Genomic DNA, 21,762 nt, shown 5'->3' on the forward strand with positions numbered 1-21,762 from the left:
TGTGGCTTTCCGGGTTACGAATAATTATGGTGTTTTTATTTATACCTTATCTCTACATCTGCTATATCCCAATTTAATTCAGCCGAAGTGTATACACCGCTCTTGCGATAGTAAAAGAGTCTCCATCCTGCATAGGATATGACTTATAAGGAACAAGCGGTTCGCTGCCGAGTAATGTACCATTGCGCGAACTGAGATCCTTGATCAGTACCTGATGTTCGCTGATTTCCAGCTCCACATGGTTGCGCGAAGTACCGATCGATTTCTCATAATAATGCACACCTTCCTCCGCACGTCCAATCAGGAAAGTACCCGCAGTCAAACGAATCGGCTCGGTCTGAATACCATCCAGCTCTCTGCGCTCAAGATAACCCTGAAATGCTTTGAGACCTCCCTGTGAATGTGCAGCAGCAGATTCATCCAGCAGCACTGTGGCCATATGGGAAGAAAGAAGCCCCGTATCCGGCAGAGGTTCACCCGGGGGTTCCATCGCCTGATTAGAATGTGTAGAAGCGAACGATCGCTGGTTATTTTCCATTTGTCTACTGCCGTTGTTGGCTCCGGGATGACCAGGATATATGGTATTGTCATGCGGATGCTGCCCGGTCTGCCTGGCAGGGTCTCCGCCAAAAATAGCTGCGATGCTCTGGTCACGCTGACTCATCGAATCTGCTCCGTAAGCAGAAGCTCCTGCTGCAGCCATAGCCAATCCGCCTGCAGCAGCCGGCTCAGGCTTCCAGCGCCAGCTTTCACTTCCGTATTCTTCGTCTTCCTGCTTTGACTTATGAAGCACAGGCAGCTTGAGCTTTTTGGCTGCAGACCATTTTCCTTTGATTATCATATAAATTATGATGCCGATAGCTATCGTAAGAACTGTACATCCATACAGCATCATATTATTACCATGCTCCAGATAACCGAACCTCCAGATCATGGCAACCAGCAATGCTCCACCTGCCAGCAGATAGGTACGCTGGGCAGAAGAAATTGGCCCGGACTCAGTTTCTTCATTATCGCCATCATCCATTTCAGACAAGGCTGTTGCCTCTGATGTCTGTGGACGAAGGAGATTGCCTTGGCTTCCTTTGCCTGATGAATAGAATGCGGAAGGATCTGCTGCATGTAATGACGGATTTCTATTTCTGTCACCAGCAGGCATGGATGCAGCCAAAGCCGGATTAACAGCTCTGGTATCTGAACGCCCCCCCGCAGGAGCAGGGGCACTCTGCCGCTCCCGCAAATGCTGAAGCACTGGATGAGCTGCTCCCGGAGCAGCCGGGTCTTTTACATATAGTGAATTTCCAGCTGATGAAGGACTATTCATCCCCCCAGCCGGATAAGTGTCCTCTATATTAAATCCTCCCCGGAATCCTGCTCCTGGCTGAATTGGCGCGACTGCCTGGGCACTACTACTGGATGGTCGATAGCCAGTATTTGCACTGCTATAATCGGTATATTGTTCATTACCCGGCTGCTGGTAATCTGCCAAAAGTTCCAACAGCAGCAGCTTCAGTTCCTGCAGATTGAAGTTATCATTCTGGCAGTACTTGAGAATACGCTGCACTTTATTTCCGGTTAACTCTGCCACATAAGCCATCCAGCGGGAAGCCAGTCTGCTGAGAATCGACTGAACCGGCTCATCCGTAAGCATTTCCAGAGATGGCACATAGGTCAGATACAATCCTCCTGCCTGAAGCGTACCATCGACAAACATATACTGCTCATCTAACACATAGTTGGGCAGTGACAGCATATACTGGCTGCTTTCCTCCAGCGTGGATACGATCTGCAGCAGCAATCCCAGATACTCGGCAATGCCCATTGGTTCACTTTGCAAACAATGCCGCAGCATTTTTTTGCCGCTGATATCATAGCGTAGTACCGCCTTCATATTGACTTCATGCAGATGAAGCTGCAGTATGCCGCGAATCCGCGAGGACAGCATCATGCCAGTTTGTGTTTTGCTCAGATCATTTTGCTGAAATCCCGCCTCGCGGTCAATCGTCATATATGTCTTGCCGTCTTGAATAAAATCCTGTGTTAATATCTCCATGATCGCTCTCACCTCTACTCCTTAGACATCCAGACTCAGATATACCAGTAACAAAAAATAACACTTGGCAGCACGGCCGCCATAAACGGAAAGGTCAGATATTGCTGATGCTCTGCCTGACTGGCGCGGAGCGGCTGCTTCCATAGCAGGGCTCCCGTTACCTTCCACAATACTCTGCGCATGCGCACAATCGTCTCGCGTCGCCACAGCATAATCACCAGACCAATCACACCTGCAAAAATAATCGAATACATCAGAATCTGTGCCGTCATACCGATCCCGAACCAGGCGCCAATACCGCCAAACAGCTTCACATCACCGGCACCCACTGCACGAAATGCATACAACAGCAGCATAATGCCGAATCCGAGCGCAAATCCCTTGCCAGCGAACAACAGCCCTTCCCACCGGTTGGTGGCCAGATGATAAGCCAAACCGCTGATAATAAATAATATATTGAGAAAATTAGGGATTTTACGCGCACGCATATCCGTCCAAAACGCCCACATTATAAAAATGCCTCCACCGATAAACATGCTCTCCATTCGCCTGAAATGCTCCTTTCCATTCTTGCCCCTACATTACTGTCTCACGAATCCGAAATAACAGGTCTGCCATCATACTGGGCAATCTGGAAAGTTCCCCGGATTTTCTGCCCATCCGCTGTCGTCAATACATAGGTTGCCCATCCGGTAGTTGCGGTCGATGGAATTTTCCACGTCCAGTCAATATTGCCTTCTGCATCGGCAATAGCCTGTCCCAAGCCTTTGGCCGTACTTTCCCCGCTTTTGTAACGGATCTCCAGGCTCACCACCGAGCTGGGCGGCGCTGTCGCCTTGATGGAAATCATCGATTCGGGATGTGCCGGCTGCGGTACAGACATGACTTTGACCCCTGTTTCTTTCTCCGTTGCTTCCTGAGCGGTTGCACCAAATTCGCCGGTATCTCCAATCCAGAGCCGCTCTATCGATCGGGACTGCAATACAATTGGCTTGAAAATAAGCGGTACCCGAAAAGGAAGCTCATATTCGATCTCGATACCAAAATATGGATTGGTTTTATTGGACAGATCCGGCACCGTTACTTCCGTAACATGGATACGGCTGTAGTCAATGCGGTTATCAGAAGCAATCTGCTGAATCAGCGGTTTGATCGCTGCATCCAGTACAGCAGCGGCCGCCTGATTTTTCAACTGCTCAATCTTTGCATCGCCGCCGCTGGCAGCCTCCATCATCCATTCATTGATCGGTGATGGAAAGGCCCCTTCATACTGCGAAGCCAGCTCGCTCAGGCTCAGCTTGGGCATAATCGGACTGGCATCGATAGCTTCCGAAGCTTTCTGTACCGGATACATATGGGTCGCCACATATCTGGCCGTATCGGAAGTAACATTATTCAGCGCAGTAGAGACGAGCGTCATCTGAACGAGATACACGAGGAAGATCGCGACGAACAGGAAGATCGGCAGCACCATGGCTGCTTCCAGTACGATACTGCCGCGCTCCTCCCTTTTCAGAGCCGAAGGAAACGGGATAATGCACAGCCGCGATTTGTTCCTGGATGCATGATTCTTTTCGTAAACACGATAACTTGTCGCATGGGATGACGTTTGTTGTCTGGAATACTGAGCCGCAAATCTGGATCGACGATCCAATACACCGATTGGCCGCAGCGCGATCCCTTTCTTGCTAGTATCCGTAGTCTGCCTGTTTGTCTGCATAATACACACCCTGTTCCACGGAGCTACCCGCCTGTCCTGTTTTCAGCATCTTCATAACTCCAGGCAAAAACCAGATTCTCATTCCTGTTCGCACATGAGCCGATGCATACGTATTACGTTCTGCTGGATTGATTTTGGTACTATGACGAATCAGTGCAAGCATTCGCGACATTTTTTTCTTGTCATTGGTCTGAAGCAAAAACAATCTCAAATAATCTCGATATTCAAATGGAACTTTCATATAAGCAGACAGATCCGTATGACCCTTGGTAAACAGATCAATCATATCCTTGATCGCCATCTCAACTCCGTAGGCAACTCCAGCCGCCAGCACAGCCAGCGGATGTCCCAACTTGGCACTTTTTACGAGACCTTCAGCAGTACGGATCGCCAGACGAACACCAAATATTTCGCTGTAAGCTGCCGTAAGGTTGGCCGTAGGACCATTGAATCCGTAAATAATATATTCAACCTGCTGATGTTCCACCGCAAAATTCTGAATCATTCCCTCAATATCCACATTTGCCAGAGCATCGGCTGCCTGAGCACCATCGCCCTTTTGCAGACTCTCTGCCATATTACGGAAAAAGGTGACATCAAATGGCTCAAAGTAGTGAATCGCATATTCATTTTGGAAAAATTCATTGCGTCCGTTCATCAGCGATTCGGATACCCCACCGAAAATAACATCCATTGCATCCATGGACTTTTGACTTTCCTCGTATGGATCTTTATCCACCTCCACTTGGGGTTGTTCGCCTCCGGCACTGCTGTTAAATTTCAAACTATCTTCATAATAGCCATTCACTTCACTGAAATCGGCATCCAGTGCAGTAGCCGCCGCTCCCATACCGGCAATGCCGCTCAGCATCATCGTTGCTTTTTTCATATCCTGCTTGGCCTTGTCTTCATCTTTGGCAATACTATCCGTGCCGGCACGTGCAGCAGCCAATTGCTTTTCAATCTTGCCGATCGTTCCTTCCGGTGCGCTGCCCAAATAGTTGTCCAGATAATCCTGCAGCAGACGAGCCGTACGGATCGTGCTGTTTTTCAGAGCCGATGCGCTGCCGGAAGTCTGGATGATTTGCTGGTTCGCTGCGGTAACCAGACTTTTTACAGCCTGGGAGACACTTGTATAATCATCTCCTTGCGATTTCACGGAAGCTTCCATCTGGTTTAATAGCTCCTGGGAAAGTACCAGCTGATCCAGATTTTTACGAAGTTCTGCCAGCTGCTGCTCTGCACCTGCATCCCCTTTGGCCGTACTGCCGGGTATGCGTGCGCCGCTTACCTTGTCATAGGAAGCATTAGCCGATCGATTCTTCTCTTCCTCGATAATATTCGCAATTTCCTGGTTATAGTGTCTGATTTTGGCCATCAGCTCTATACCTTCACTGTATGTATGTGCATGAGTCTCCAGCAGCTTTTCCACCTTGGGATTTATTTTCTGCAGCAATGAAGAAGATCGGCTTTTGTATGCAGCGATTTTGGCTGTATTGATCCGCGGTTTGTCCTTTTTCTTGCGTCGTTTGTCTTCATCGATCAGATCGGTGTAATTTTTAAATTGCGCCGCAATCTGGGCTATCGAAGAGATCGAACCTACATTTTTGTCTGCAATGGAGTTTCCCGCCGGATGCATAATCATTTTGGCCAGTTCCTGCACTTCGCCTGCCGTTTTCTTTTGCAGCGCAATCAGCTCATCTATCGCTTTTTCCCTGGCTTCATAAGGTTTGCGTACTCTGTTCAGTACAGATACTGTCTGCGTAGTCTCCTTCATCACACCTGACATCGTACGCATTTTCTCTACAATCTCAATCGTAAAGTCAATCGGAGCTTTGTATTTCATCTCCTCCTGAATCTGCTGATTGAATGTATCGTACTTGCCGAGCGGCCGACTCAGTGCAATCGACGTCTGATCAGCCTGCAGCGGGATAAGATGGAACCCATCCTTCTGATCGGTATAGTTGAAATTTTCCGTCAGCGCTGTGTCCAGCAGCTGGGTCGCATCCGACTCACCAAAAGCGAATAAACCATATTCCTTTTGAAACTCCGGTTCATAGGCAGACATGACCGAGCGGACTACCGCATGGGTCAGCCGCTCGGATTGCACTTCCATTGCCGCAATTCTGGAATAATCGATAAATACGGCGGTGAACATGAATACCCCTGCCAGTACCACAATCATAAAAATCGTAACCGAACCGCGTGTATCGGTCACTTTGTTCCATATGGGTCCAAGCCAGCTGCGCATATGCTGCTTGGTCAATCGTTTTTTCAATTGGATTCACACTCCCGATTCATTCAGGCAGACTGCTATGGAGCCTGCCCGCCAAACATCTTCAATATGCTTCCTGCCTGTCCCAGATTGAAAGCTTGTCCATACTTACCGGATACTTTGGCGCCATAATAACGCAGCAATTCTACATTACGAATAAATTCAACAGGCTCCACAACAACTGCTCCTGCGCTGACCTCGGCCTGGAGAGACTGACCAAGCTCTCGTTCCAATGCTCCAAAGGATACAGGGCGGGAAAGTGTAGTCTTGACTTTTCTGATCATCAGCTCGTTGTTATAAGCTATATCTCCACTCATTTCACCGGGAACCCAGGAGGCAGCGGCAGATAATTTATCCGTAGGCAGTGATCCGCCGCTGCCTCCTGGAATGGAAACTTCTGCTGAACCGGATGCTCCTGCCCAACCAAATAATTTGCTCAACATATCATCCTGAGTCAGACGCCAGTACAATCCATCGTTTTCACCTTCTGCAAATGCTCCGGTAACCGCATCTTTGTGGCTGTTATCCCAAGAGTATGCTGCACGTTCGGATGTTTTGGAAGCGGCCTGCTTCAGCATGGTATTCTGATACTGATACATACAAAAGAACAGGATCAGCAGCGTAGTGAACAGGATAATGGGAAACACGAGGGAAGCTTCAATCGTGAAGCTTCCTTTTGTGTTTTGCCAGAGACGTTGGATGTAGGGATTACTTTTTGAACTCTTCACTTTTTTGTCCCATGTACTCCAGCATGCTGGTAACAACTGCAGTAATCTTGCTTTTAAAAGCCAATGCAATGATCAGAATAACTGCAATGATGAGTACCATTTCCAGCGTACCGATTCCGTCTTCTTCCTTCCAGAAATTTTGGATCCCATTCCAGGATTGCTTAAGTATGTTTGTCATTTCATTTCCTCCTACATATTCATCATCATAAATGCCGGCGTACCGACCAATATCATTACAATTACAAAAATCATGACCATCGGAAATACCATCTTGGACGATGCCTGCTCCCCGCGCATGCGGCTGACTGCCTTGCGCTTATCCCAGAGCGTACGCGACAGATCGCGCAGCGCGAGTCCGAACTCTCCGCCACCGCGACGGAAGTTCAGCAATACTGTCGTTGTAAACACCGATACTTCCTGCACACCGCAGCGCTTGCTGAATGTCTCCAGGGCCTGCTGAAAATAATACCCGTTCTCCAGCTCGTTCAGCATCTCGATCAGCTCTTTGTACAGAGGATGCCCTGCTGCATTTTCCTGCTTGCGCTGCACGCAGCGTACAATAGCACGCTGTACCGTCTCACCTGCTCCAACAAGCAGTATGATTTTGTTCAGCAGCTCCGGCAGTTCCAGCAAAATCTCCTGCTCCCGTTCCTGCACTTTTTTCTGCAGATCACGGAATAATGCGACAGGAAGTACCACTGCCAACAAGGCTCCAAGCCCTAGCCAGGTAGCACTGCCTCCATTGACAGCAGCCAGGACAAAACCTACCGTCAGCAGCAGCCAGACATAACCGGCCATTTCTGCAATATACAGCAGTGACCGCTCTCCGCTCATGTGGACCCCAAATCCTTTTTGAACAGAGCTTTGAATACGATAAAAGACCCCTGAGAAACGCGATACAAATCTAACTTTCTCTATACATACCAGCATTGCCGGCAGCAGCGGCCGCAGCTTAATCACTTCAAATGGCAGCCCGGCCAGCTGCTTGTGACGCTCCTCTGCACTCTGATGCAGCACAACCCACCCCACCGCCAGCAGAGCTGACATCAGCCCTTCCAGCCATACCCAGATCAGTTTCATTCACCTCCTCTCAGCACATATTCGCCGGGTCATTTATTACACTCGGATATTCATAAATTTCCGAATCAGCCAGAAACAAAATCCCAGTGCTCCCAGACATAACGTCGATACGATGATGCCCAGCGGATTGCCATACATCGGCTTCATAAAGTCCCCCGCTGCAACATTCAAAAAAATCAGGAAGATAAATGGCGTAGCTATAAGCGCATTGGATTCGAACTTTTTCTGCGATATCATAACTGCGATATCCTGCTGGATATCCAGCTTCTCCCCGATAACAGAAGATGTCTTGCGCACCACTTCAATCAGATCTCCACCTGTACGTTTGCATGTAATAAACACATCCGCAAAATTGGCAATATCTTCATTGGCTGTACGATTGCTAAAATCCTGAAGCGCTTCTTCGATCGGCTGGCCATAGTCCAGCCGGGTCGTAATAATATTGAGCTCACGAATCATGTCGTTATCACCGTCCGGATATAACATTCGCAGATCCTGTGCCGCTTCCCGGAATCCATTTTCGACCGATCGACCGGCAGCCAGCGAAGAAGACAATGAATACAATGCCTGCTTAAAATGAGAACTCAGTGCACTGCGCCGCCGCTCAAGCAGATGTCTGCGCAGCAGCTTTGGAGTAAACCATCCTGCAGCAGCCAGCACCGCTCCAATCAGCCAATTATGATAAAACAAATAACCGACCAGCAGAAATATAACGCCGCATATCAACAGGCAGCCGAACCGCTGTACAGCCGACAGCTCATACACGGTATAATCCGTCAGCATACTGCCTGGATCGACCGGTACGTCATCTGGTACAGCTACACGCTTATTCATGCTCGTTCCAGCGGCCATTGCACCATCATCGCTCTGCCTGCGGCCTGACCGATTTTTAAAATAAAGCATCCCTCTCCTTAACCTCCTCTCAAGCTCTGGCGCTGTGTTCCGGATTACTGATCGCTGCCAGTCTGCGCCATTCCTCAATACCGGCCGCCCGCAGCTTGTCCGTATGGATCAGCAAATTGCCTGTAGGTGCCAGATTGCCAATGATTTTGCCTTCCTTCTCCCCATGTTCTTCGAAAACAAACAACGGATTAAGCACTACCTCGCCATCGATCATGCCGTGCACTTCCGAGATCTCCGTGATTCGGCGTGAACGATCCCGCAGCCGGGAAAGATGCACGAAAATATCGATTGCAGAGCTAATCTGCTGACGCACTACCTGAATCGGCAGCTCGGCGCCGCTCAGCACCATCGTCTCCAGCCGGCTGAGCATATCCCTTGCACTGTTGGCGTGACCGGTAGAAAGTGATCCATCATGGCCTGTATTCATGGCCTGCAGCATATCCAGCGCTTCCGCCCCACGTACCTCACCGACGATAACCCGGTTGGGACGCATACGCAGTGAGGAACGGATCAGATCGCGGATGCTGATTTCCCCTTTGCCTTCGGTATTGGCATTCCGCGTCTCCATCGATACCAGATTCGGAACGGTACGTATTTGCAGCTCCGCCGAATCCTCGATGGTGATAACGCGTTCCTCCGGCGGTATGTACTGGGATAATGCATTCAGAAAGGTAGTCTTCCCTGACCCCGTTCCCCCGCTGATGAAAATATTAAATTTACTGCGCACCAGCGTCTGCAGCAAATGGGAAGCTACAGGTGCCAGTGCTCCCATCTGCACCAGATCGTCCATTGTCATCGGATTCTCCGGAAATTTACGGATCGTCATCGTCGGTCCCTTGAGCGCTACCGGCGGCAGCACGACATTAACACGCGATCCATCCTTGAGCCTGGCATCCACAATCGGCGACGATTCATTAACGACCCGGTTCACTCCCGAGACAATCGTCTGGATAATATCTTCCAGCCGTTCCCGGGATTCAAATACCGCTTCACTCTGAATCACTTGACCATTGCGCTCGATAAAAATATCCTTGTGACTGTTAATCATAATCTCGGTTACACTTTTGTCGTCGACCAAAGGCTGCAAAATATCCAAGCCGCGAAACGAATCAAATACCTGTCGGACCAGTCTACGGCGCTCCCCTGCTGTCAGGCCCGGATAGCGGCTGTTGTCCAGCACCTTCTGCTCAATCCGGCGCATCAGTTCGTTGTCATCGACCGTAAATGTCACATCCAGAGCGGACCGGACTTCATCCCGCAAACTGATAAATAAATCTTCGTTCACATTCCCACCCCGCCTGCAGCATAAGCCTGATCATGAGGCATCCGGCATAATTTCAAAATGTCACGCTGGAAAATTGGCGAGCACCAGAGCAGCTCACTGCTGGTCACCTGCTTCCACGAAGGCACATACGGAAGCGTACCTTCCAGCTCCATCCCTGACATCGGCAGCGGATTCATCACGCTTCCGGTGAACCGGTTCATTACAAAGGAAATCCTGGAGCATATTTGTTCATACCACTGTGGATCATGAGACTGCCAGTATGACATCCACAGCCCTGTCTTGTGCATGCACGGCAGATCATCCGTCAGCAGCCAGATAATACGGTCACTGGCCTGCAGAGCAGCTCTCATGCGCTCCTGCCCTCCGGACTCGCCATCGATAATGATATGGTCATACTCCCGGCTGCCTGCAATATAGGCGATCAGGGACAATGTATCCTGCTCCGTCATGTGCAGCAGCTCATTAAAGTTCTCCGGCGGCTCAAATGTATCCGCCTTGATCTCTTCCGCATATACCGCATAATGTGAAGGTGGATGTACAGGCAGCTCCTTTTGCTCTGCTGCAGCCTGCAGATCATACAGCAGCCGGGACAATCCGTTCTCCGCCGGTTGCCTGCGCTCCAGCCTCAATAGATGTGTGCTGCTGGCCGCTTCCAGATTCAGATAAAAGACCGATTGTCCTCTTAAACCCAGCTGTTTGGCCATATTCATCGCCGTCACTGACTTGCCGCTGCCGGGTACTGCAGAGTATACCGAAGTGATCATCGCATGCTGGCCTTCTTTTAGGGTGATATCCGGAGCAGCAGTACGTCCGGTCATACCAGACAACTGATCCAGCAGGTTGTGGAGCGGCTGGTACTTGGCAAGTGTGACGCCCTCCGTATAATCCTCTGCTTCTTCACTCAGTCTTACCCAGCGTGCGGTCTTGATATTTTCACTGTGCAGCCATCGTTTCAGAAAAGCCTCCTCTGCCGCTACCAGTCCGCGATGCTCTTCCTTGTCCATATAGGTCATGAACATATCCACATCGGAAAATGCCCTGATTCGTACTTTGGCTGCATACTCACTTTCCCGGATGTACCTCAGCAACAGCTCAATGTACTGGCTGTCCTCCACACATAGTACGATCTGTACCGGAGCCATTGTCTTTCCCCCTTTTCCCAGGCAACAAAAAAAGCACCGTTTAAATAACGCACAAAGAGTGCGGTACTTAAACGGTGCTTCCGTTGCAAGAACTATATTTAACGATAGGATATCATAGATTTTATAGGTCCGCAATACTATTTTTGAAAATAATAACCGTGTATAAAGAATTACTATCATCGATTCCTGCATCCATCAGCCTATATATTTTCTCGGTTATGCCCTCCATTTATTACATTAGCGTCACATCTGTTGCTTCTTCAGCAAAATGGGTTAAAAATTCAAGGAATATACTTTACAAAAGAAAAGGTGGAATTGTAATGGAATTGAATCGGAAACCGAAGCACAAATGGGCGGCACTCCTGTTGGCAGGAATGGTCAGCTTTTCTTTGGCTGCGCCTGTATCCGCGGCAGACAAATTGCAGCCGCTCAGCAACCCTTCGTGGACGTCCCCATCCCTGTTCAAGGACAAAATGGAGAATGCTCTTGCCATACGTGCTACAGACGTACACGCAGTACCTGCCAAAAAAATCGCTTATGTACATACCCAGCAGGATATGCCCAACACCACGGGCAATACGGAAAACAGCTGGTATCTCGATACCCTGCAAGCGTACAGTACAGTTACGGGCAAGCCGCAGTGGAGTTATGTACTGCATGAATCCGATGGCCCTTACACGCTAACTACACAGATGGCGTATACCTCGTATGGAACCGTCTATGTATATGCCGATTATTCCGATGGAACTCATAAGCTTCATTCAATCAATACTTCCGGCAAAGCCAACTGGGTCAAGACACTTCCGGATGCCAGTGATATTACCCTGCTCAAGGATGGTTCCCTGCTCGTTGCTTCACGCGGCAAAGTGAATAACCAGGGCATCATTCGCTCGTCACTCAGCCGTTACGACAATAACGGCAAGCTGTTGAACCAGCAGGCTATTCAGGGTTCTGTTCTTCATGCCGAAGGCAACCGCATCATCGTAGCCGCCAGCAAATTGACCAAAAACGAGAACGGCTGGCAGGCTGTACCAAATCCAAGGATTGACGTATACGGCCTGAATCTGAAAAAGCTGTACCGTTATCAGTTCCCTGCTAATGCCAATGTATATGGAGATGGCAGCGATTCGATGTTTGTCCTGAAAAACGGCACTGTGCTGATCCGTACCAATATCGATCAGGTCGGCAATAAACTGTTCGCCTTTGATCCAAAAGGCAAGCTTCTCTGGGGACGCATGATTCCCGGTGGTTCCATTACCCAATCTACGGGCACCGGTTATACCACCTATGAGAACGGCAATCTGAAATTGTATAATGTAGCTTCAAGCAAATCCGTAGCTTCCGTCAGTCTCGAAGGCGATGCAGCAGATTACACATGGGTGAAACGCACAACGGACGGCAATCTGATGGTTAATATGGATGATCGCATGTACATCCTTTATCCGTCCAATCTGGCGGTTGTACATGTGTTTAATACAACCAAACTGGGTTCACCTGTTGATTACAATGACCATACAGTCTATTCCGTAAATGAAAAAGTACTGACCCGGTACCCGCTGAAATAACAGGCTGTCCATGTGGATACTCTATATGATTGCTATTCATACGTACCAAGACTGAACAATAAGCATAATCGTTAAATAACAGGCACAACAGCAAAATAAAAACCTGCAAGGCCGTTATTATACGGTCCTGCAGGTTTTTATTTTGCTTATCATTTATTTTTAAATGAAAGGTACTTCTCTTCATCTACATTGCTGCAGTCTGGTATACGGTCGATTACTCGATAAACCGTTCCCGAATCTCCGGTGTCGGCAGCATACACTGATCCGATTTGCCAAACCAGCGGTAACGATTGCGAGCGACCAGATTATACACACTGTTGCGCAGTACTTTCGGTACGACGATAAATGCATATAGCAGCGGCCATGCGTAGCGCAGACGGCGGGCAATACGCAGTGCAGCGGTAGAGCGGGTATAGAAATGCCCCTTCTCGATCAGTACAAACGTGTCCATCGTATCCGTACGCAGTCCACCTTTTTGCATTAGCTTCTGGCCGACTTCCGACTGGATCGAAGCAAAATGAAAGATTCCTTTCGGATCACGTTTGATAATGAACTTGGTAGCCCCCTGGCAGAAATGACATACCCCATCTACCAGTACAATCGGATGTTCTCCCTGAAGTAATTCCTCAATCTGAGCATCAGTTAATTCGGTCGGTTCTCCCGGACGGGATATCGGAGCATGTGCGGTTACCATATGATTCACTCTCCTTTTCGTTGATCGTTCAGTTCTCTTTATTCTTATAGTTACCCCATACTGCCATAAAGATAGCAAAAAAGCGCGAGAAGTTAATCCCGCGCTCTGCAATATGAAAGTGTACTCTGTTCTTAGTTGGCCAAAGCTTCGTCAATCAGCTGACGATCTTTGATCTGCTGATCAATCTCACCGGCAAATGCATTAAAGCAGTTGCAGATGAAATCTTTACGGCATACAGGACATGGCTTGGTTAACAAGCGGTTAATATTGGTCATCTTCCATTCTGGAAAACGATTGTAGAACATACGACATTCTGTTCCATCCGCCAGTGTTGCTGTAAATTCATACAAGCCTTCTTTTTCGTTAATACCGGCTTTTTTCAATGTCGTAATCGTTGGTCTATATGCCATTATCATCACCCGTTATCCTTTAAATTTCGTAGCGAATTACAAATCACCTATGACATCTTAAAGAATTTTCAGGTGTGTGTCAACTCCAATTGCCTGCGGGTTGGCGTAAATGGGAGCTGAACAGCCTTTATTTCGCCAGGATAAGGCCTTAACTATGCCATTTCAAGGTGTCTGCAATATCAGAACTTTCGGCTGCATCTCAAGTGTACTGAGCCTTGAGAACATCCTCCAACGTCCTGCTTATGTACATTTTACCCGTCCCTTGTATTTTCAATCGTTATCCTGTAAATTCGCTTCTTTTTCAAAATACAGCTGCACGAGCTGAATGAATATACGACAAAAAAGACAGATCCCCCAGCGGAATCTGCCTTTTCCTACTCTATGCTATGCTTGCTAAAAGATGAATATCTGCCTTATTTGCAGCATCCCCATAAGCAGCATTTATATGTTAGACAATATTCAGTTCCACATCAATATTACCACGGGTTGCTTTGGAGTATGGGCAAAAATCATGTGCTTTTTTGGCAATATCCATCGCTTCTTCCTTGGAAAGGCCTGGGATACTGACATCCAGACGAACAGACAGCTTGAAGCCGTCATCCGAAGGATCTTTATCGATCATGACGTTACTTGTAACAACCGTATCCGTCACATTGACCTTCTCTTTGCGGGCTACATTAGCAAGGGCGCTCTGGTAACAGGCTCCATAACCGGCTGCAAACATTTCTTCCGGATTCGTCCCGTTTCCACCGCCGCCACCAAGCTCTTTGGGCATAACCAGACTTACATCCAGCGCACCTGTGCTTGATTCAACCTTGCCTTGACGTCCACCATGAACTTTTGCAGTTGCTGTATAAAGTGCCATTATCATTTCAGCTCCTTCGTCTAATTTGTTTCAGACCAACACTATAATTGTAAAGCACCGGGCCAGAAATGAAACTTAATTTCGGCAAATTGTTTTTATAGCTAAAATTGACTATACTTAATTAATTTTCTAAAATTAAATTGTTACCCAATTTGAGAGGAGCATGATATCCATGAGTATTTATTCATACAAAGCCGTCTCTATGCGTGGTGAAGAAGTCTCTCTGGAACAATATAAAGGCAAAACCCTGCTAATCGTGAATACCGCCAGCAAGTGTGGACTCACTCCACAGTTCACCGGTCTGCAGGAATTATATGATAAATTCAAAGACCAGAACTTTGAGGTCCTCGGATTCCCCAGCAATCAGTTTGCCAACCAGGACCCTGGCAGTGATGAAGAAATTTCAGAGTTTTGTCAGCTCAATTACGGTGTTAGCTTCCCCATGTTTCAGAAAATCGACGTGAACGGAGCTTCCGCCCACCCGCTGTTCCAGTATCTCAGCGAACAGGCACCAGGCATCCTCGGTTCCAAAACGATTAAATGGAATTTCACTAAATTCCTGATCGATGCCGAAGGCCATCCGATCAAACGTTATGCTCCCAAGATGACACCAGACAAAATCGAAGCCGATATCCAGAAGCAGCTTCAGTAGAGAAACAGGCACCAACTGAATCCTTACAGCAGTCGTCTGCAGAAAATGCACTCCAAAAAACTTTTATACACATTTATTTGGGAAAACAGACCTGCCGATACTATGACATAAGCTTACAAGAAAAAACGCTGCCAGCTTATCGCTGGCAGCGTTTTATGTATTATATCGTACTTGTACAACTTTTGCGGATGATTGAGGTCAAGTTAAGATAACTTGATGATCCGGCAATTATAATTTCCTGATTACAATCATTGTAATGCGGTCGAGAGGACTCGAACCTCCACGGGTATACACCCACTACCCCCTCAAGATAGCGTGTCTGCCATTCCACCACGACCGCATAATAACAGCAGAAACCATAACAACTGTATCAGTTTACCATTATTCCGAGACATTGTAAACTATTAATTTCTCTATATTAATAAATAGAAAGAGACGTATATATGACTCGTTTGGAACAAGCTATTCGTTGGCGGCAGGAAGGCCATTTATATGAAGCCATTGTACTTTTAAAAGAAATCACCTCGCAGGAACCCGATCATGCCCAGGCATGGTATCAGCTCGCCTGGACCCTTGATTCGCTTGGATTAGAGCAGGATGCTGTCCCCTATTATGAGAATTCGCTGAACCACGGACTGGCCGGCAGAGACCGGGCAGGTGCCATACTGGGACTCGGTAGTACGTATCGAACACTGGGCTGCTATGAACAGGCCAAGCAATGCTTTGAAAATGGGCTGCAGGAGTTCCCGGGACACCGCGAACTGGAAGTCTTCTATACGATGGTGCTTTACAATCTGGGTGAACATGCGGAAGCGATGAGACGTTTGTTAATCCAGCTCGCCGATACATCATCGGATCAGGGTATTGCCGATTATGACAAGGCGATCCGCTTTTATTCAGATCAACTGGATCGAATATGGGACTAGCTGTATAGATGATTTAATATTCTTCGAATATGAAGTTTATATTCAGTTCATTTATATGTAACTTTAAGTTACATATAATATACATTTCGTTATTAAATATCGACAAAAATTATAACATTAATTATTTAATGCTAAAATATTCATTTTATCAGTCATTTATATTGACATATAAAGCGGATATATGTAAGTATTATTTACAGATTAAAAGAAGCATAATTATTAATCGACAGTAAGTTATATTAATTTACATTCTACTAACCTCATCCCTCTATCCCGTATACTTTTACCCATTAAAATAGAGAAAAACAACAAACGGAGGCTGATGGAACGATGAACAGTAGCCAAAAACTGCTTGCCTATGTGCAATTACTGGATGCCAAACTGCCAACTGCCAGCTTTATTCATGCCCGCCATGTAGAACAACGTATACAGGAGGGTGCTATTAGCAATGTCGTCCAATTGGAAGAGTACCTTTTGGATAATCTCCAGCCCCATTTATTTCAATGGGAAGCACCGGTAATCCATAGCGTCTATACGGCCAGCAACGAGCAGGATGCATGGACACTCGCTCTGATCGATAAAATGATCATTCAGCAGATTATACCTGCTGAATCAAGGGATGAAGCCCGTAAGACTGGAAAGCGCTTACTAAAATTGGCACACAACCTGTATCCATGGATGAGCTTCACGGTGCTGGAGAAAGCGGTCTATGAATATCAGGCGATTCTGTCACTCACCACTCTGCATGCCTGGATTAATTACCATCTCGACATCGAACCAGATCAGGCTGTCAGCTGTTACTTGTATACCCTTCTCTCCTGCTGTATCAGCAGGGCTGCACGTCCATTGCAGTTGAGTATCCCGCAGGCGGGCATACTGACAGACCGTCTATCCCTGCAAATGGAGCAGCAGTGGAAAGAACTATCCAATCTGCGCCAGAACAGCCCTGTTGTACGCCCGGTCAGCAGTATCGTCAAATAGCGTTCCTAATGCCCCGTTGTATACCGCCAATCTACTCTATGCCGCAAAATAATCTTCCTACAGCGATAGTCTCTTTTTTAAAATACAACAAGCTCAATCAATACAGCAAAAAGTAAACACGACAAAAAGAGTCCATCATCTCCCTGGACTCTTTTAACTGTGAATACAACCCGAATATCCCGCCGTCTGGCTGGAGCCAGGCTGCTGCGAGCCTAGTCTTCCTGCAGCCTTGATTTGCGGTACGCCGTAAATTCGATATATTCCTTGATAAACTCTTTCTCGTTATCACTCAAGATTTCTTCCTGGCAATTCAGTTGCCCTATAAGCTCAAAAAAATAAGGACTGCTCTGTTCTTTGATCAATTCAGCCTGGCGCTCCTTGCCAATAAGAAGCCAGTCCAGACTGACATCAAAATAGGCAGCAATCTCGATCAGCTTATGCGTACCCGGTGTAGATTTACCCCTTTTCCAGTCGCCAAAGTTACCTGTACTAATTTTGAGTTGTTCACAGAATGACTTTTTGGTAATTCCCTTGTTTTTGATCAGTAATTCGATACGATCATAAATAGATTGCGGCTGCATATATTTCCACTCCCGACCTTGTCATCTAACAACACTTATATAAGTAATTTATTGTTGATTAAAAACGCATTTAAGTATATACTAACTTTAGCGACATTTTTTTACTTCTTTTCCTGAATCATTATACCACAGGTCCTGCGACGGGAGCCTGGAGGCATCTTCTGCATGGTATGATGTTACTTTTAAGCAAGGGGTGATATTGTTGAACCGCAAGCAGCCCGTTACCTCTTTTGGCTGGGCAATCAAGCAGCGGCTGGCAGAAATGCAGATGGATCAAAAGACGTTTTGCGAGTGTTATGGGATTCCACCATCACGTTTATCCAATCTGATTAACGGTACACGCAAAGCTACACGCTATCGTAAACAAGTCGCCGAACTGCTCGACATTGCCGAATATAATCACTGATCGGCGCGTAACATACATACAAGCCATATCGATTGAACCGGAATAACAGATAGCAGAACCAGATGTTTATTTATGTATTGCCATAACCATGTTCCGCCGTTCAGTGAACTCATTAGCCACAATTCTATACCGGCACGATAAATACAATTATGAATTATAATATAGTATGGTTTGGCTGCGAATTCAATAACCATATTCATCCAAAATCCCTTTTGTCCCTATTCAGCGCCTTTTCTTCGGCTGAATCACCTGTCTGCTGCTGCCTCTTCCCAGTAATTATGGAAAACAGACCTACCCAATGACTTACCCTAATCGCGCTAATTTTTATTCTGCCAGCGTATATTCTAACACAAATAAAGAGTCCCTGTTATATTATCATAACAGGGACTCTTTATTATCTTATCTAGTATGCGGTCGAGAGGACTCGAACCTCCACGGGTATACACCCACTACCCCCTCAAGATAGCGTGTCTGCCATTCCACCACGACCGCACAGACAAATATAAATGGTGAGCCATGAAGGACTCGAACCTTCGACACCCTGATTAAAAGTCAGGTGCTCTACCAACTGAGCTAATGGCTCTTACTGTAAAATGAGGATGACCCGTAGGGGATTCGAACCCCTGTTACCTCCGTGAAAGGGAGGTGTCTTAACCCCTTGACCAACGGGCCACAATTTCTAACAACAAAAATGAGTATACCAACTCTGGAGTTAGATTGCAAGCATTTTTATAAAATAAATTTTAAACTTAAGTTCCACTTATAACATAAGTATTTTACTTGTAAAATAATTTAAAAATACTTATAATCACTTATATAGCTTATATTCATGCAGATTACTCATGGATATGGATAAGATTTACAGGTGATTATTATTTCCAAATGGAGAACTTACAAAAAGGAGATTTTCCGGATGTATCAGGAAGAGCGAATGCTTCATATTCTTAAATATCTCGAAAGTCATCAGCGGATTAATATCGAGGAAATCTGCAGCCTTTTCCATGTCTCCCGGGATACAGCCAGAAGAGATCTTGTCCGGCTGGAAGAGCAGAATTCCATTATCCGGACGCGCGGCGGCGCCATGCTGTCTACGGCCACAATGACCATTCCCAGTTATAAGGATCGGCTGAATACCGTCTCTTCGGAAAAGAAAAAAATTGGTCAGCTTGCAGCCACCCTGATCCGCGATGGCGAACGTGTGATTCTGGACTCCTCCACTACAGTGCAGGCCTGTGCCGAGTTTCTTGAAGCAGCCGGCTGCACGGTCATCACCAATTCGATCAACCAGGCGGATATTCTTTCGGACAAGGAAGACATGACAATTCATCTGCTCGGCGGTCAGCTGCAATCCCAGCACCGCTATGTATATGGTTCCGAAGCAATCGAGGCACTGTCTCACTACTTTGCCGAACGCGCCTTTATCGGCATTGGCAGCATTTCCGCCAAAGGACTAACCTCCCTTACCGTAGAAGAAGGCCGCATTAAGTACAAAATGATGCAGCAGGCTGAAATGGTGATTATTCTGGCCGACCACTCCAAGTTCGGACGGGAATTATTTTATAAATTTGCTGACCTGTCGGAAATCGATCTCATTATTACAGACCGGGCACCCAGTGCAGAGATGACAGAACTGCTGCAGCAGCATGAAGTTGAATTATGGATTGCCGATCAACCCCAACCCAAGGAGCTGAGTGTATGAGTATCAAATTAATCGCAATCGATCTGGATGGAACTTTGCTGAGCGGGCATAGCTATGTCAATGAGGTTAACGCCTCTGCTATTCGTGCCGCCCAGCAGGAAGGCATCATTGTCAGCATTGCCACCGGACGTGCCCACCACAATGTTAGAGACATTCTTAAACCAACAGGCCTCGTGACACCGGTTATCTCTTCCAACGGCTCTGTAATTCATGATGATCAATCGCAGCATCTCTTCTCTCTTCCGCTGGAACACCACCAGGCGATGGAAGTGCTGGATTGGCTGGAAAAGGGGGAGTATTATTACCAGGCCCATACGAGCAAAGGGATCTATACGATTAGCAATGGCCATCAGCGCCTCGCTGTCGAAGTGGACCGACTGCTCAGCACCAACCCCGATCCGACTCTGATCAAAATGCTGGAAGCTATGCAGTCACATAGTGCCCAAGTACAGCTGATTCGCGTATCGTCCCATTATGATATTCCCGATGAGGCGGATTTCTATAATATCCTCGCCCTCTCCCTTGACTCGGATAAACTGGAAGTCGGCCGGCTGCATTTTGCAGAGCGCGACGATATGACGATGGTCGTATCCGGCAGTCACAATTTTGAAATGGAACACAAAGAAGCTTCCAAAGGGAACGCACTCAAGTATCTGGCTGCGCATTACGGTATTGCAATGGAGGATACGATGGCGATCGGCGACAATTTTAACGACGTCTCCATGATCACTATGGCCGGTAAAGGCGTAGCCATGGGTAATGCCGAACCTGAAGTACAGGCTATTGCAGATGAAGTGACACGCACAAACGAAGAAGACGGCGTAGCCCACGCCATTTACCGAGCGCTGGGAATGAATGTGCCTTTATCTTGATCTATTGGATTGATTTAGTGAATCACACAATGGAACTCATTATATAAGACCGATAACCTTCTGTTTGAGAACAAGCTGTGCTTGCAGCTGCTCTCGAAATAGAAGGTTATTCTTATATCGGCTTATCCAAGAACATAGCGGCACAGAACATAAAAAAAGAGCCAGCATAGGCTGACTCTCTTAATAGCTATTATGTATACCACACTAAAAATCATATGGCGGAGAGAGAGGGATTCGAACCCTCGCACCGCTTACGCAGTCTAACCCCTTAGCAGAGGGTCCCCTTATAGCCACTTGGGTATCTCTCCAAGAAATGGCTCCCCGAACAGGACTCGAACCTGTGACAACTCGATTAACAGTCGAGTGCTCTACCAACTGAGCTATCAGGGAACAATATTGAATACAAAAATTAATTTACCATGATTCCCGAGGTAAGTCAAGCACTTCGAGTTTCAATTTTCCACTGCATTTGCCGCAGCGGTATTTATCGGGGTTCATGCGTCTTTTGCGCAAATAATGGGTTGCACATTCCCGGCAAACCAGCCGATAGCGGTAAAGTTCCTTTCGTTTAATGCCCATCATTTCCGGTGGGATCTGACAGTAACGTCCGCCTCCTACCCGCTTCAGCCAGTACTTGAACTCGGGATCGCGATGCTGGTAGCCAAGTCCCTGGATATGCAGATGATAATGGCACAGCTCATGCTTGATAATTTTCTCTACTTCTTCCCTGCCGAATGCCTGGAGCTGATGCGGATTAATCTCGATATGATGACTTTTCAAAAAATAGCGTCCTCCGGTCGTCTGCAGTCTCGCATTGAAGACGGCACGGTGCAGAAACGGACGTTCAAAATGCTGCAATGACAACTGTTCCACCCAGACTTGTAGTTCGTCGTTCGTCATGAATCCCGGCATACTCCTTTATGTT

Annotated in this window: 22 protein-coding genes and 6 tRNA genes; 7 read left to right on the forward strand and 21 right to left on the reverse strand. The window is 47.1% G+C overall.

Annotated features, from left to right (window positions below; translation table 11 throughout):
* Positions 1 to 73 precede the first annotated feature (73 nt).
* The 10 genes from M1D61_RS16420 to M1D61_RS16465 form a co-directional block, all read right to left on the reverse strand.
* Positions 74 to 2,053, reverse strand: coding sequence for a DUF6382 domain-containing protein (locus tag M1D61_RS16420; protein WP_458119714.1), 1,980 nt, complete (start codon positions 2,051 to 2,053; stop codon positions 74 to 76).
* Positions 2,054 to 2,088: 35 nt separating this feature from the next.
* Positions 2,089 to 2,562, reverse strand: coding sequence for an A24 family peptidase (locus M1D61_RS16425; RefSeq protein WP_458119715.1), 474 nt, complete (start codon positions 2,560 to 2,562; stop codon positions 2,089 to 2,091).
* Positions 2,563 to 2,642: 80 nt separating this feature from the next.
* Positions 2,643 to 3,773, reverse strand: coding sequence for a TadE/TadG family type IV pilus assembly protein (locus M1D61_RS16430; RefSeq protein ID WP_458119716.1), 1,131 nt, complete (start codon positions 3,771 to 3,773; stop codon positions 2,643 to 2,645).
* The gene (locus tag M1D61_RS16435) at positions 3,742 to 6,051 is read right to left on the reverse strand and encodes a hypothetical protein (RefSeq protein ID WP_458119717.1); all 2,310 of its coding nucleotides are present in this window, start codon (positions 6,049 to 6,051) and stop codon (positions 3,742 to 3,744) included. Before M1D61_RS16435 ends, M1D61_RS16430 begins: the two co-directional genes overlap by 32 nt.
* A gap of 35 nt (positions 6,052 to 6,086) precedes the next feature.
* Positions 6,087 to 6,776 carry a TadE/TadG family type IV pilus assembly protein gene (locus tag M1D61_RS16440; protein WP_458119718.1) on the reverse strand — a complete coding sequence of 230 codons (690 nt, stop codon included), beginning with the start codon at positions 6,774 to 6,776 and terminating at the stop codon, positions 6,087 to 6,089.
* The gene (locus M1D61_RS16445; protein WP_458119719.1) at positions 6,757 to 6,954 is read right to left on the reverse strand and encodes a Flp1 family type IVb pilin; all 198 of its coding nucleotides are present in this window, start codon (positions 6,952 to 6,954) and stop codon (positions 6,757 to 6,759) included. The genes M1D61_RS16440 and M1D61_RS16445 overlap by 20 nt, the downstream gene beginning before the upstream one ends.
* Before the next feature lie 11 nt (positions 6,955 to 6,965).
* Positions 6,966 to 7,856 (reverse strand): type II secretion system F family protein, encoded by an 891-nt coding sequence (locus tag M1D61_RS16450; protein ID WP_458119720.1) that lies wholly within the window; start codon positions 7,854 to 7,856, stop codon positions 6,966 to 6,968.
* A 36-nt stretch (positions 7,857 to 7,892) separates the two neighbouring features.
* Positions 7,893 to 8,690 (reverse strand): type II secretion system F family protein, encoded by a 798-nt coding sequence (locus tag M1D61_RS16455; protein WP_458122537.1) that lies wholly within the window; start codon positions 8,688 to 8,690, stop codon positions 7,893 to 7,895.
* Positions 8,691 to 8,778: 88 nt separating this feature from the next.
* Positions 8,779 to 10,044 carry a CpaF family protein gene (locus M1D61_RS16460; RefSeq protein WP_458119721.1) on the reverse strand — a complete coding sequence of 422 codons (1,266 nt, stop codon included), beginning with the start codon at positions 10,042 to 10,044 and terminating at the stop codon, positions 8,779 to 8,781.
* A complete protein-coding gene (locus M1D61_RS16465; RefSeq protein ID WP_458119722.1) occupies positions 10,041 to 11,186 on the reverse strand; it encodes a ParA family protein in 1,146 nt (381 codons plus the stop codon). The genes M1D61_RS16460 and M1D61_RS16465 overlap by 4 nt, the downstream gene beginning before the upstream one ends.
* Before the next feature lie 320 nt (positions 11,187 to 11,506).
* Here M1D61_RS16465 and M1D61_RS16470 point away from each other — a divergent pair, with 320 nt between their 5' ends.
* Complete coding sequence (locus tag M1D61_RS16470; RefSeq protein WP_458119723.1) at positions 11,507 to 12,751, forward strand: hypothetical protein; 1,245 nt, start codon at positions 11,507 to 11,509, stop codon at positions 12,749 to 12,751.
* A gap of 214 nt (positions 12,752 to 12,965) precedes the next feature.
* On the opposite strand, the gene M1D61_RS16475 is transcribed toward M1D61_RS16470, so the two are convergent.
* The 3 genes from M1D61_RS16475 to M1D61_RS16485 form a co-directional block, all read right to left on the reverse strand.
* Positions 12,966 to 13,445 (reverse strand): thiol-disulfide oxidoreductase DCC family protein, encoded by a 480-nt coding sequence (locus M1D61_RS16475; RefSeq protein ID WP_458119724.1) that lies wholly within the window; start codon positions 13,443 to 13,445, stop codon positions 12,966 to 12,968.
* Between the two features lie 131 nt (positions 13,446 to 13,576).
* Positions 13,577 to 13,855, reverse strand: a complete 279-nt coding sequence (locus M1D61_RS16480) for a hypothetical protein (RefSeq protein WP_046213299.1) — start codon at positions 13,853 to 13,855, stop codon at positions 13,577 to 13,579.
* A 448-nt stretch (positions 13,856 to 14,303) separates the two neighbouring features.
* Positions 14,304 to 14,723: an organic hydroperoxide resistance protein gene (locus M1D61_RS16485; RefSeq protein WP_152663484.1), complete on the reverse strand. Its 420-nt coding sequence runs from the start codon at positions 14,721 to 14,723 to the stop codon at positions 14,304 to 14,306.
* Positions 14,724 to 14,892: 169 nt separating this feature from the next.
* Between M1D61_RS16485 and M1D61_RS16490 the strand changes: the two genes are divergently transcribed.
* The gene (locus M1D61_RS16490; protein WP_458119725.1) at positions 14,893 to 15,372 is read left to right on the forward strand and encodes a glutathione peroxidase; all 480 of its coding nucleotides are present in this window, start codon (positions 14,893 to 14,895) and stop codon (positions 15,370 to 15,372) included.
* Positions 15,373 to 15,629: 257 nt separating this feature from the next.
* Here M1D61_RS16490 and M1D61_RS16495 read toward each other — a convergent pair.
* Positions 15,630 to 15,712, reverse strand: a tRNA-Leu gene (locus M1D61_RS16495).
* A 103-nt stretch (positions 15,713 to 15,815) separates the two neighbouring features.
* Here M1D61_RS16495 and M1D61_RS16500 point away from each other — a divergent pair.
* Complete coding sequence (locus M1D61_RS16500; protein WP_458119726.1) at positions 15,816 to 16,298, forward strand: tetratricopeptide repeat protein; 483 nt, start codon at positions 15,816 to 15,818, stop codon at positions 16,296 to 16,298.
* Between the two features lie 330 nt (positions 16,299 to 16,628).
* Complete coding sequence (locus tag M1D61_RS16505) at positions 16,629 to 17,279, forward strand: urease accessory protein UreF (RefSeq protein WP_458119727.1); 651 nt, start codon at positions 16,629 to 16,631, stop codon at positions 17,277 to 17,279.
* Between the two features lie 212 nt (positions 17,280 to 17,491).
* Here M1D61_RS16505 and M1D61_RS16510 read toward each other — a convergent pair whose 3' ends face one another.
* Positions 17,492 to 17,860 carry a helix-turn-helix domain-containing protein gene (locus M1D61_RS16510; RefSeq protein ID WP_458119728.1) on the reverse strand — a complete coding sequence of 123 codons (369 nt, stop codon included), beginning with the start codon at positions 17,858 to 17,860 and terminating at the stop codon, positions 17,492 to 17,494.
* Between the two features lie 202 nt (positions 17,861 to 18,062).
* Between M1D61_RS16510 and M1D61_RS16515 the strand changes: the two genes are divergently transcribed.
* The gene (locus tag M1D61_RS16515; protein ID WP_046213063.1) at positions 18,063 to 18,266 is read left to right on the forward strand and encodes a helix-turn-helix domain-containing protein; all 204 of its coding nucleotides are present in this window, start codon (positions 18,063 to 18,065) and stop codon (positions 18,264 to 18,266) included.
* A 409-nt stretch (positions 18,267 to 18,675) separates the two neighbouring features.
* Here the strand turns inward: M1D61_RS16515 and M1D61_RS16520 are convergent.
* From M1D61_RS16520 to M1D61_RS16530, 3 genes are all read right to left on the reverse strand, one after another.
* Positions 18,676 to 18,758, reverse strand: a tRNA-Leu gene (locus M1D61_RS16520).
* 15 nt (positions 18,759 to 18,773) lie between these two features.
* Positions 18,774 to 18,849, reverse strand: a tRNA-Lys gene (locus M1D61_RS16525).
* A 17-nt stretch (positions 18,850 to 18,866) separates the two neighbouring features.
* Positions 18,867 to 18,938 (reverse strand) — tRNA-Glu (locus M1D61_RS16530).
* Between the two features lie 241 nt (positions 18,939 to 19,179).
* Here M1D61_RS16530 and M1D61_RS16535 point away from each other — a divergent pair.
* Positions 19,180 to 19,965 carry a DeoR/GlpR family DNA-binding transcription regulator gene (locus M1D61_RS16535; protein WP_458119729.1) on the forward strand — a complete coding sequence of 262 codons (786 nt, stop codon included), beginning with the start codon at positions 19,180 to 19,182 and terminating at the stop codon, positions 19,963 to 19,965.
* Positions 19,962 to 20,837 carry a Cof-type HAD-IIB family hydrolase gene (locus M1D61_RS16540; protein ID WP_458119730.1) on the forward strand — a complete coding sequence of 292 codons (876 nt, stop codon included), beginning with the start codon at positions 19,962 to 19,964 and terminating at the stop codon, positions 20,835 to 20,837. Before M1D61_RS16535 ends, M1D61_RS16540 begins: the two co-directional genes overlap by 4 nt.
* 216 nt (positions 20,838 to 21,053) lie before the next feature.
* Here M1D61_RS16540 and M1D61_RS16545 read toward each other — a convergent pair.
* The 3 genes from M1D61_RS16545 to M1D61_RS16555 form a co-directional block, all read right to left on the reverse strand.
* Positions 21,054 to 21,145: transfer RNA gene (locus M1D61_RS16545), tRNA-Ser, on the reverse strand.
* Positions 21,146 to 21,151: 6 nt separating this feature from the next.
* A tRNA-Asn gene (locus M1D61_RS16550) sits at positions 21,152 to 21,227 on the reverse strand.
* Positions 21,228 to 21,251: 24 nt separating this feature from the next.
* A complete protein-coding gene (locus M1D61_RS16555; protein WP_458119731.1) occupies positions 21,252 to 21,737 on the reverse strand; it encodes a SprT family protein in 486 nt (161 codons plus the stop codon).
* Positions 21,738 to 21,762: the final 25 nt, after the last annotated feature.

Source organism: Paenibacillus sp. Z6-24 (genome assembly GCF_054161335.1).

Bases quoted from the DNA above. Each gene is read 5' to 3' on its own strand.
- M1D61_RS16420 (WP_458119714.1), bottom strand. From the start codon at position 2,053: ATGGAGATATTAACACAGGATTTTATTCAAGACGGCAAGACATATATG.
- M1D61_RS16425 (WP_458119715.1), bottom strand. From the start codon at position 2,562: ATGTGGGCGTTTTGGACGGATATGCGTGCGCGTAAAATCCCTAATTTT.
- M1D61_RS16430 (WP_458119716.1), bottom strand. From the start codon at position 3,773: ATGCAGACAAACAGGCAGACTACGGATACTAGCAAGAAAGGGATCGCG.
- M1D61_RS16445 (WP_458119719.1), bottom strand. From the start codon at position 6,954: ATGACAAACATACTTAAGCAATCCTGGAATGGGATCCAAAATTTCTGG.
- M1D61_RS16450 (WP_458119720.1), bottom strand. From the start codon at position 7,856: ATGAAACTGATCTGGGTATGGCTGGAAGGGCTGATGTCAGCTCTGCTG.
- M1D61_RS16455 (WP_458122537.1), bottom strand. From the start codon at position 8,690: ATGAATAAGCGTGTAGCTGTACCAGATGACGTACCGGTCGATCCAGGC.
- M1D61_RS16465 (WP_458119722.1), bottom strand. From the start codon at position 11,186: ATGGCTCCGGTACAGATCGTACTATGTGTGGAGGACAGCCAGTACATT.
- M1D61_RS16470 (WP_458119723.1), top strand. From the start codon at position 11,507: ATGGAATTGAATCGGAAACCGAAGCACAAATGGGCGGCACTCCTGTTG.
- M1D61_RS16475 (WP_458119724.1), bottom strand. From the start codon at position 13,445: ATGGTAACCGCACATGCTCCGATATCCCGTCCGGGAGAACCGACCGAA.
- M1D61_RS16480 (WP_046213299.1), bottom strand. From the start codon at position 13,855: ATGGCATATAGACCAACGATTACGACATTGAAAAAAGCCGGTATTAAC.
- M1D61_RS16490 (WP_458119725.1), top strand. From the start codon at position 14,893: ATGAGTATTTATTCATACAAAGCCGTCTCTATGCGTGGTGAAGAAGTC.
- M1D61_RS16500 (WP_458119726.1), top strand. From the start codon at position 15,816: ATGACTCGTTTGGAACAAGCTATTCGTTGGCGGCAGGAAGGCCATTTA.
- M1D61_RS16505 (WP_458119727.1), top strand. From the start codon at position 16,629: ATGAACAGTAGCCAAAAACTGCTTGCCTATGTGCAATTACTGGATGCC.
- M1D61_RS16510 (WP_458119728.1), bottom strand. From the start codon at position 17,860: ATGCAGCCGCAATCTATTTATGATCGTATCGAATTACTGATCAAAAAC.
- M1D61_RS16535 (WP_458119729.1), top strand. From the start codon at position 19,180: ATGTATCAGGAAGAGCGAATGCTTCATATTCTTAAATATCTCGAAAGT.
- M1D61_RS16540 (WP_458119730.1), top strand. From the start codon at position 19,962: ATGAGTATCAAATTAATCGCAATCGATCTGGATGGAACTTTGCTGAGC.
- M1D61_RS16555 (WP_458119731.1), bottom strand. From the start codon at position 21,737: ATGACGAACGACGAACTACAAGTCTGGGTGGAACAGTTGTCATTGCAG.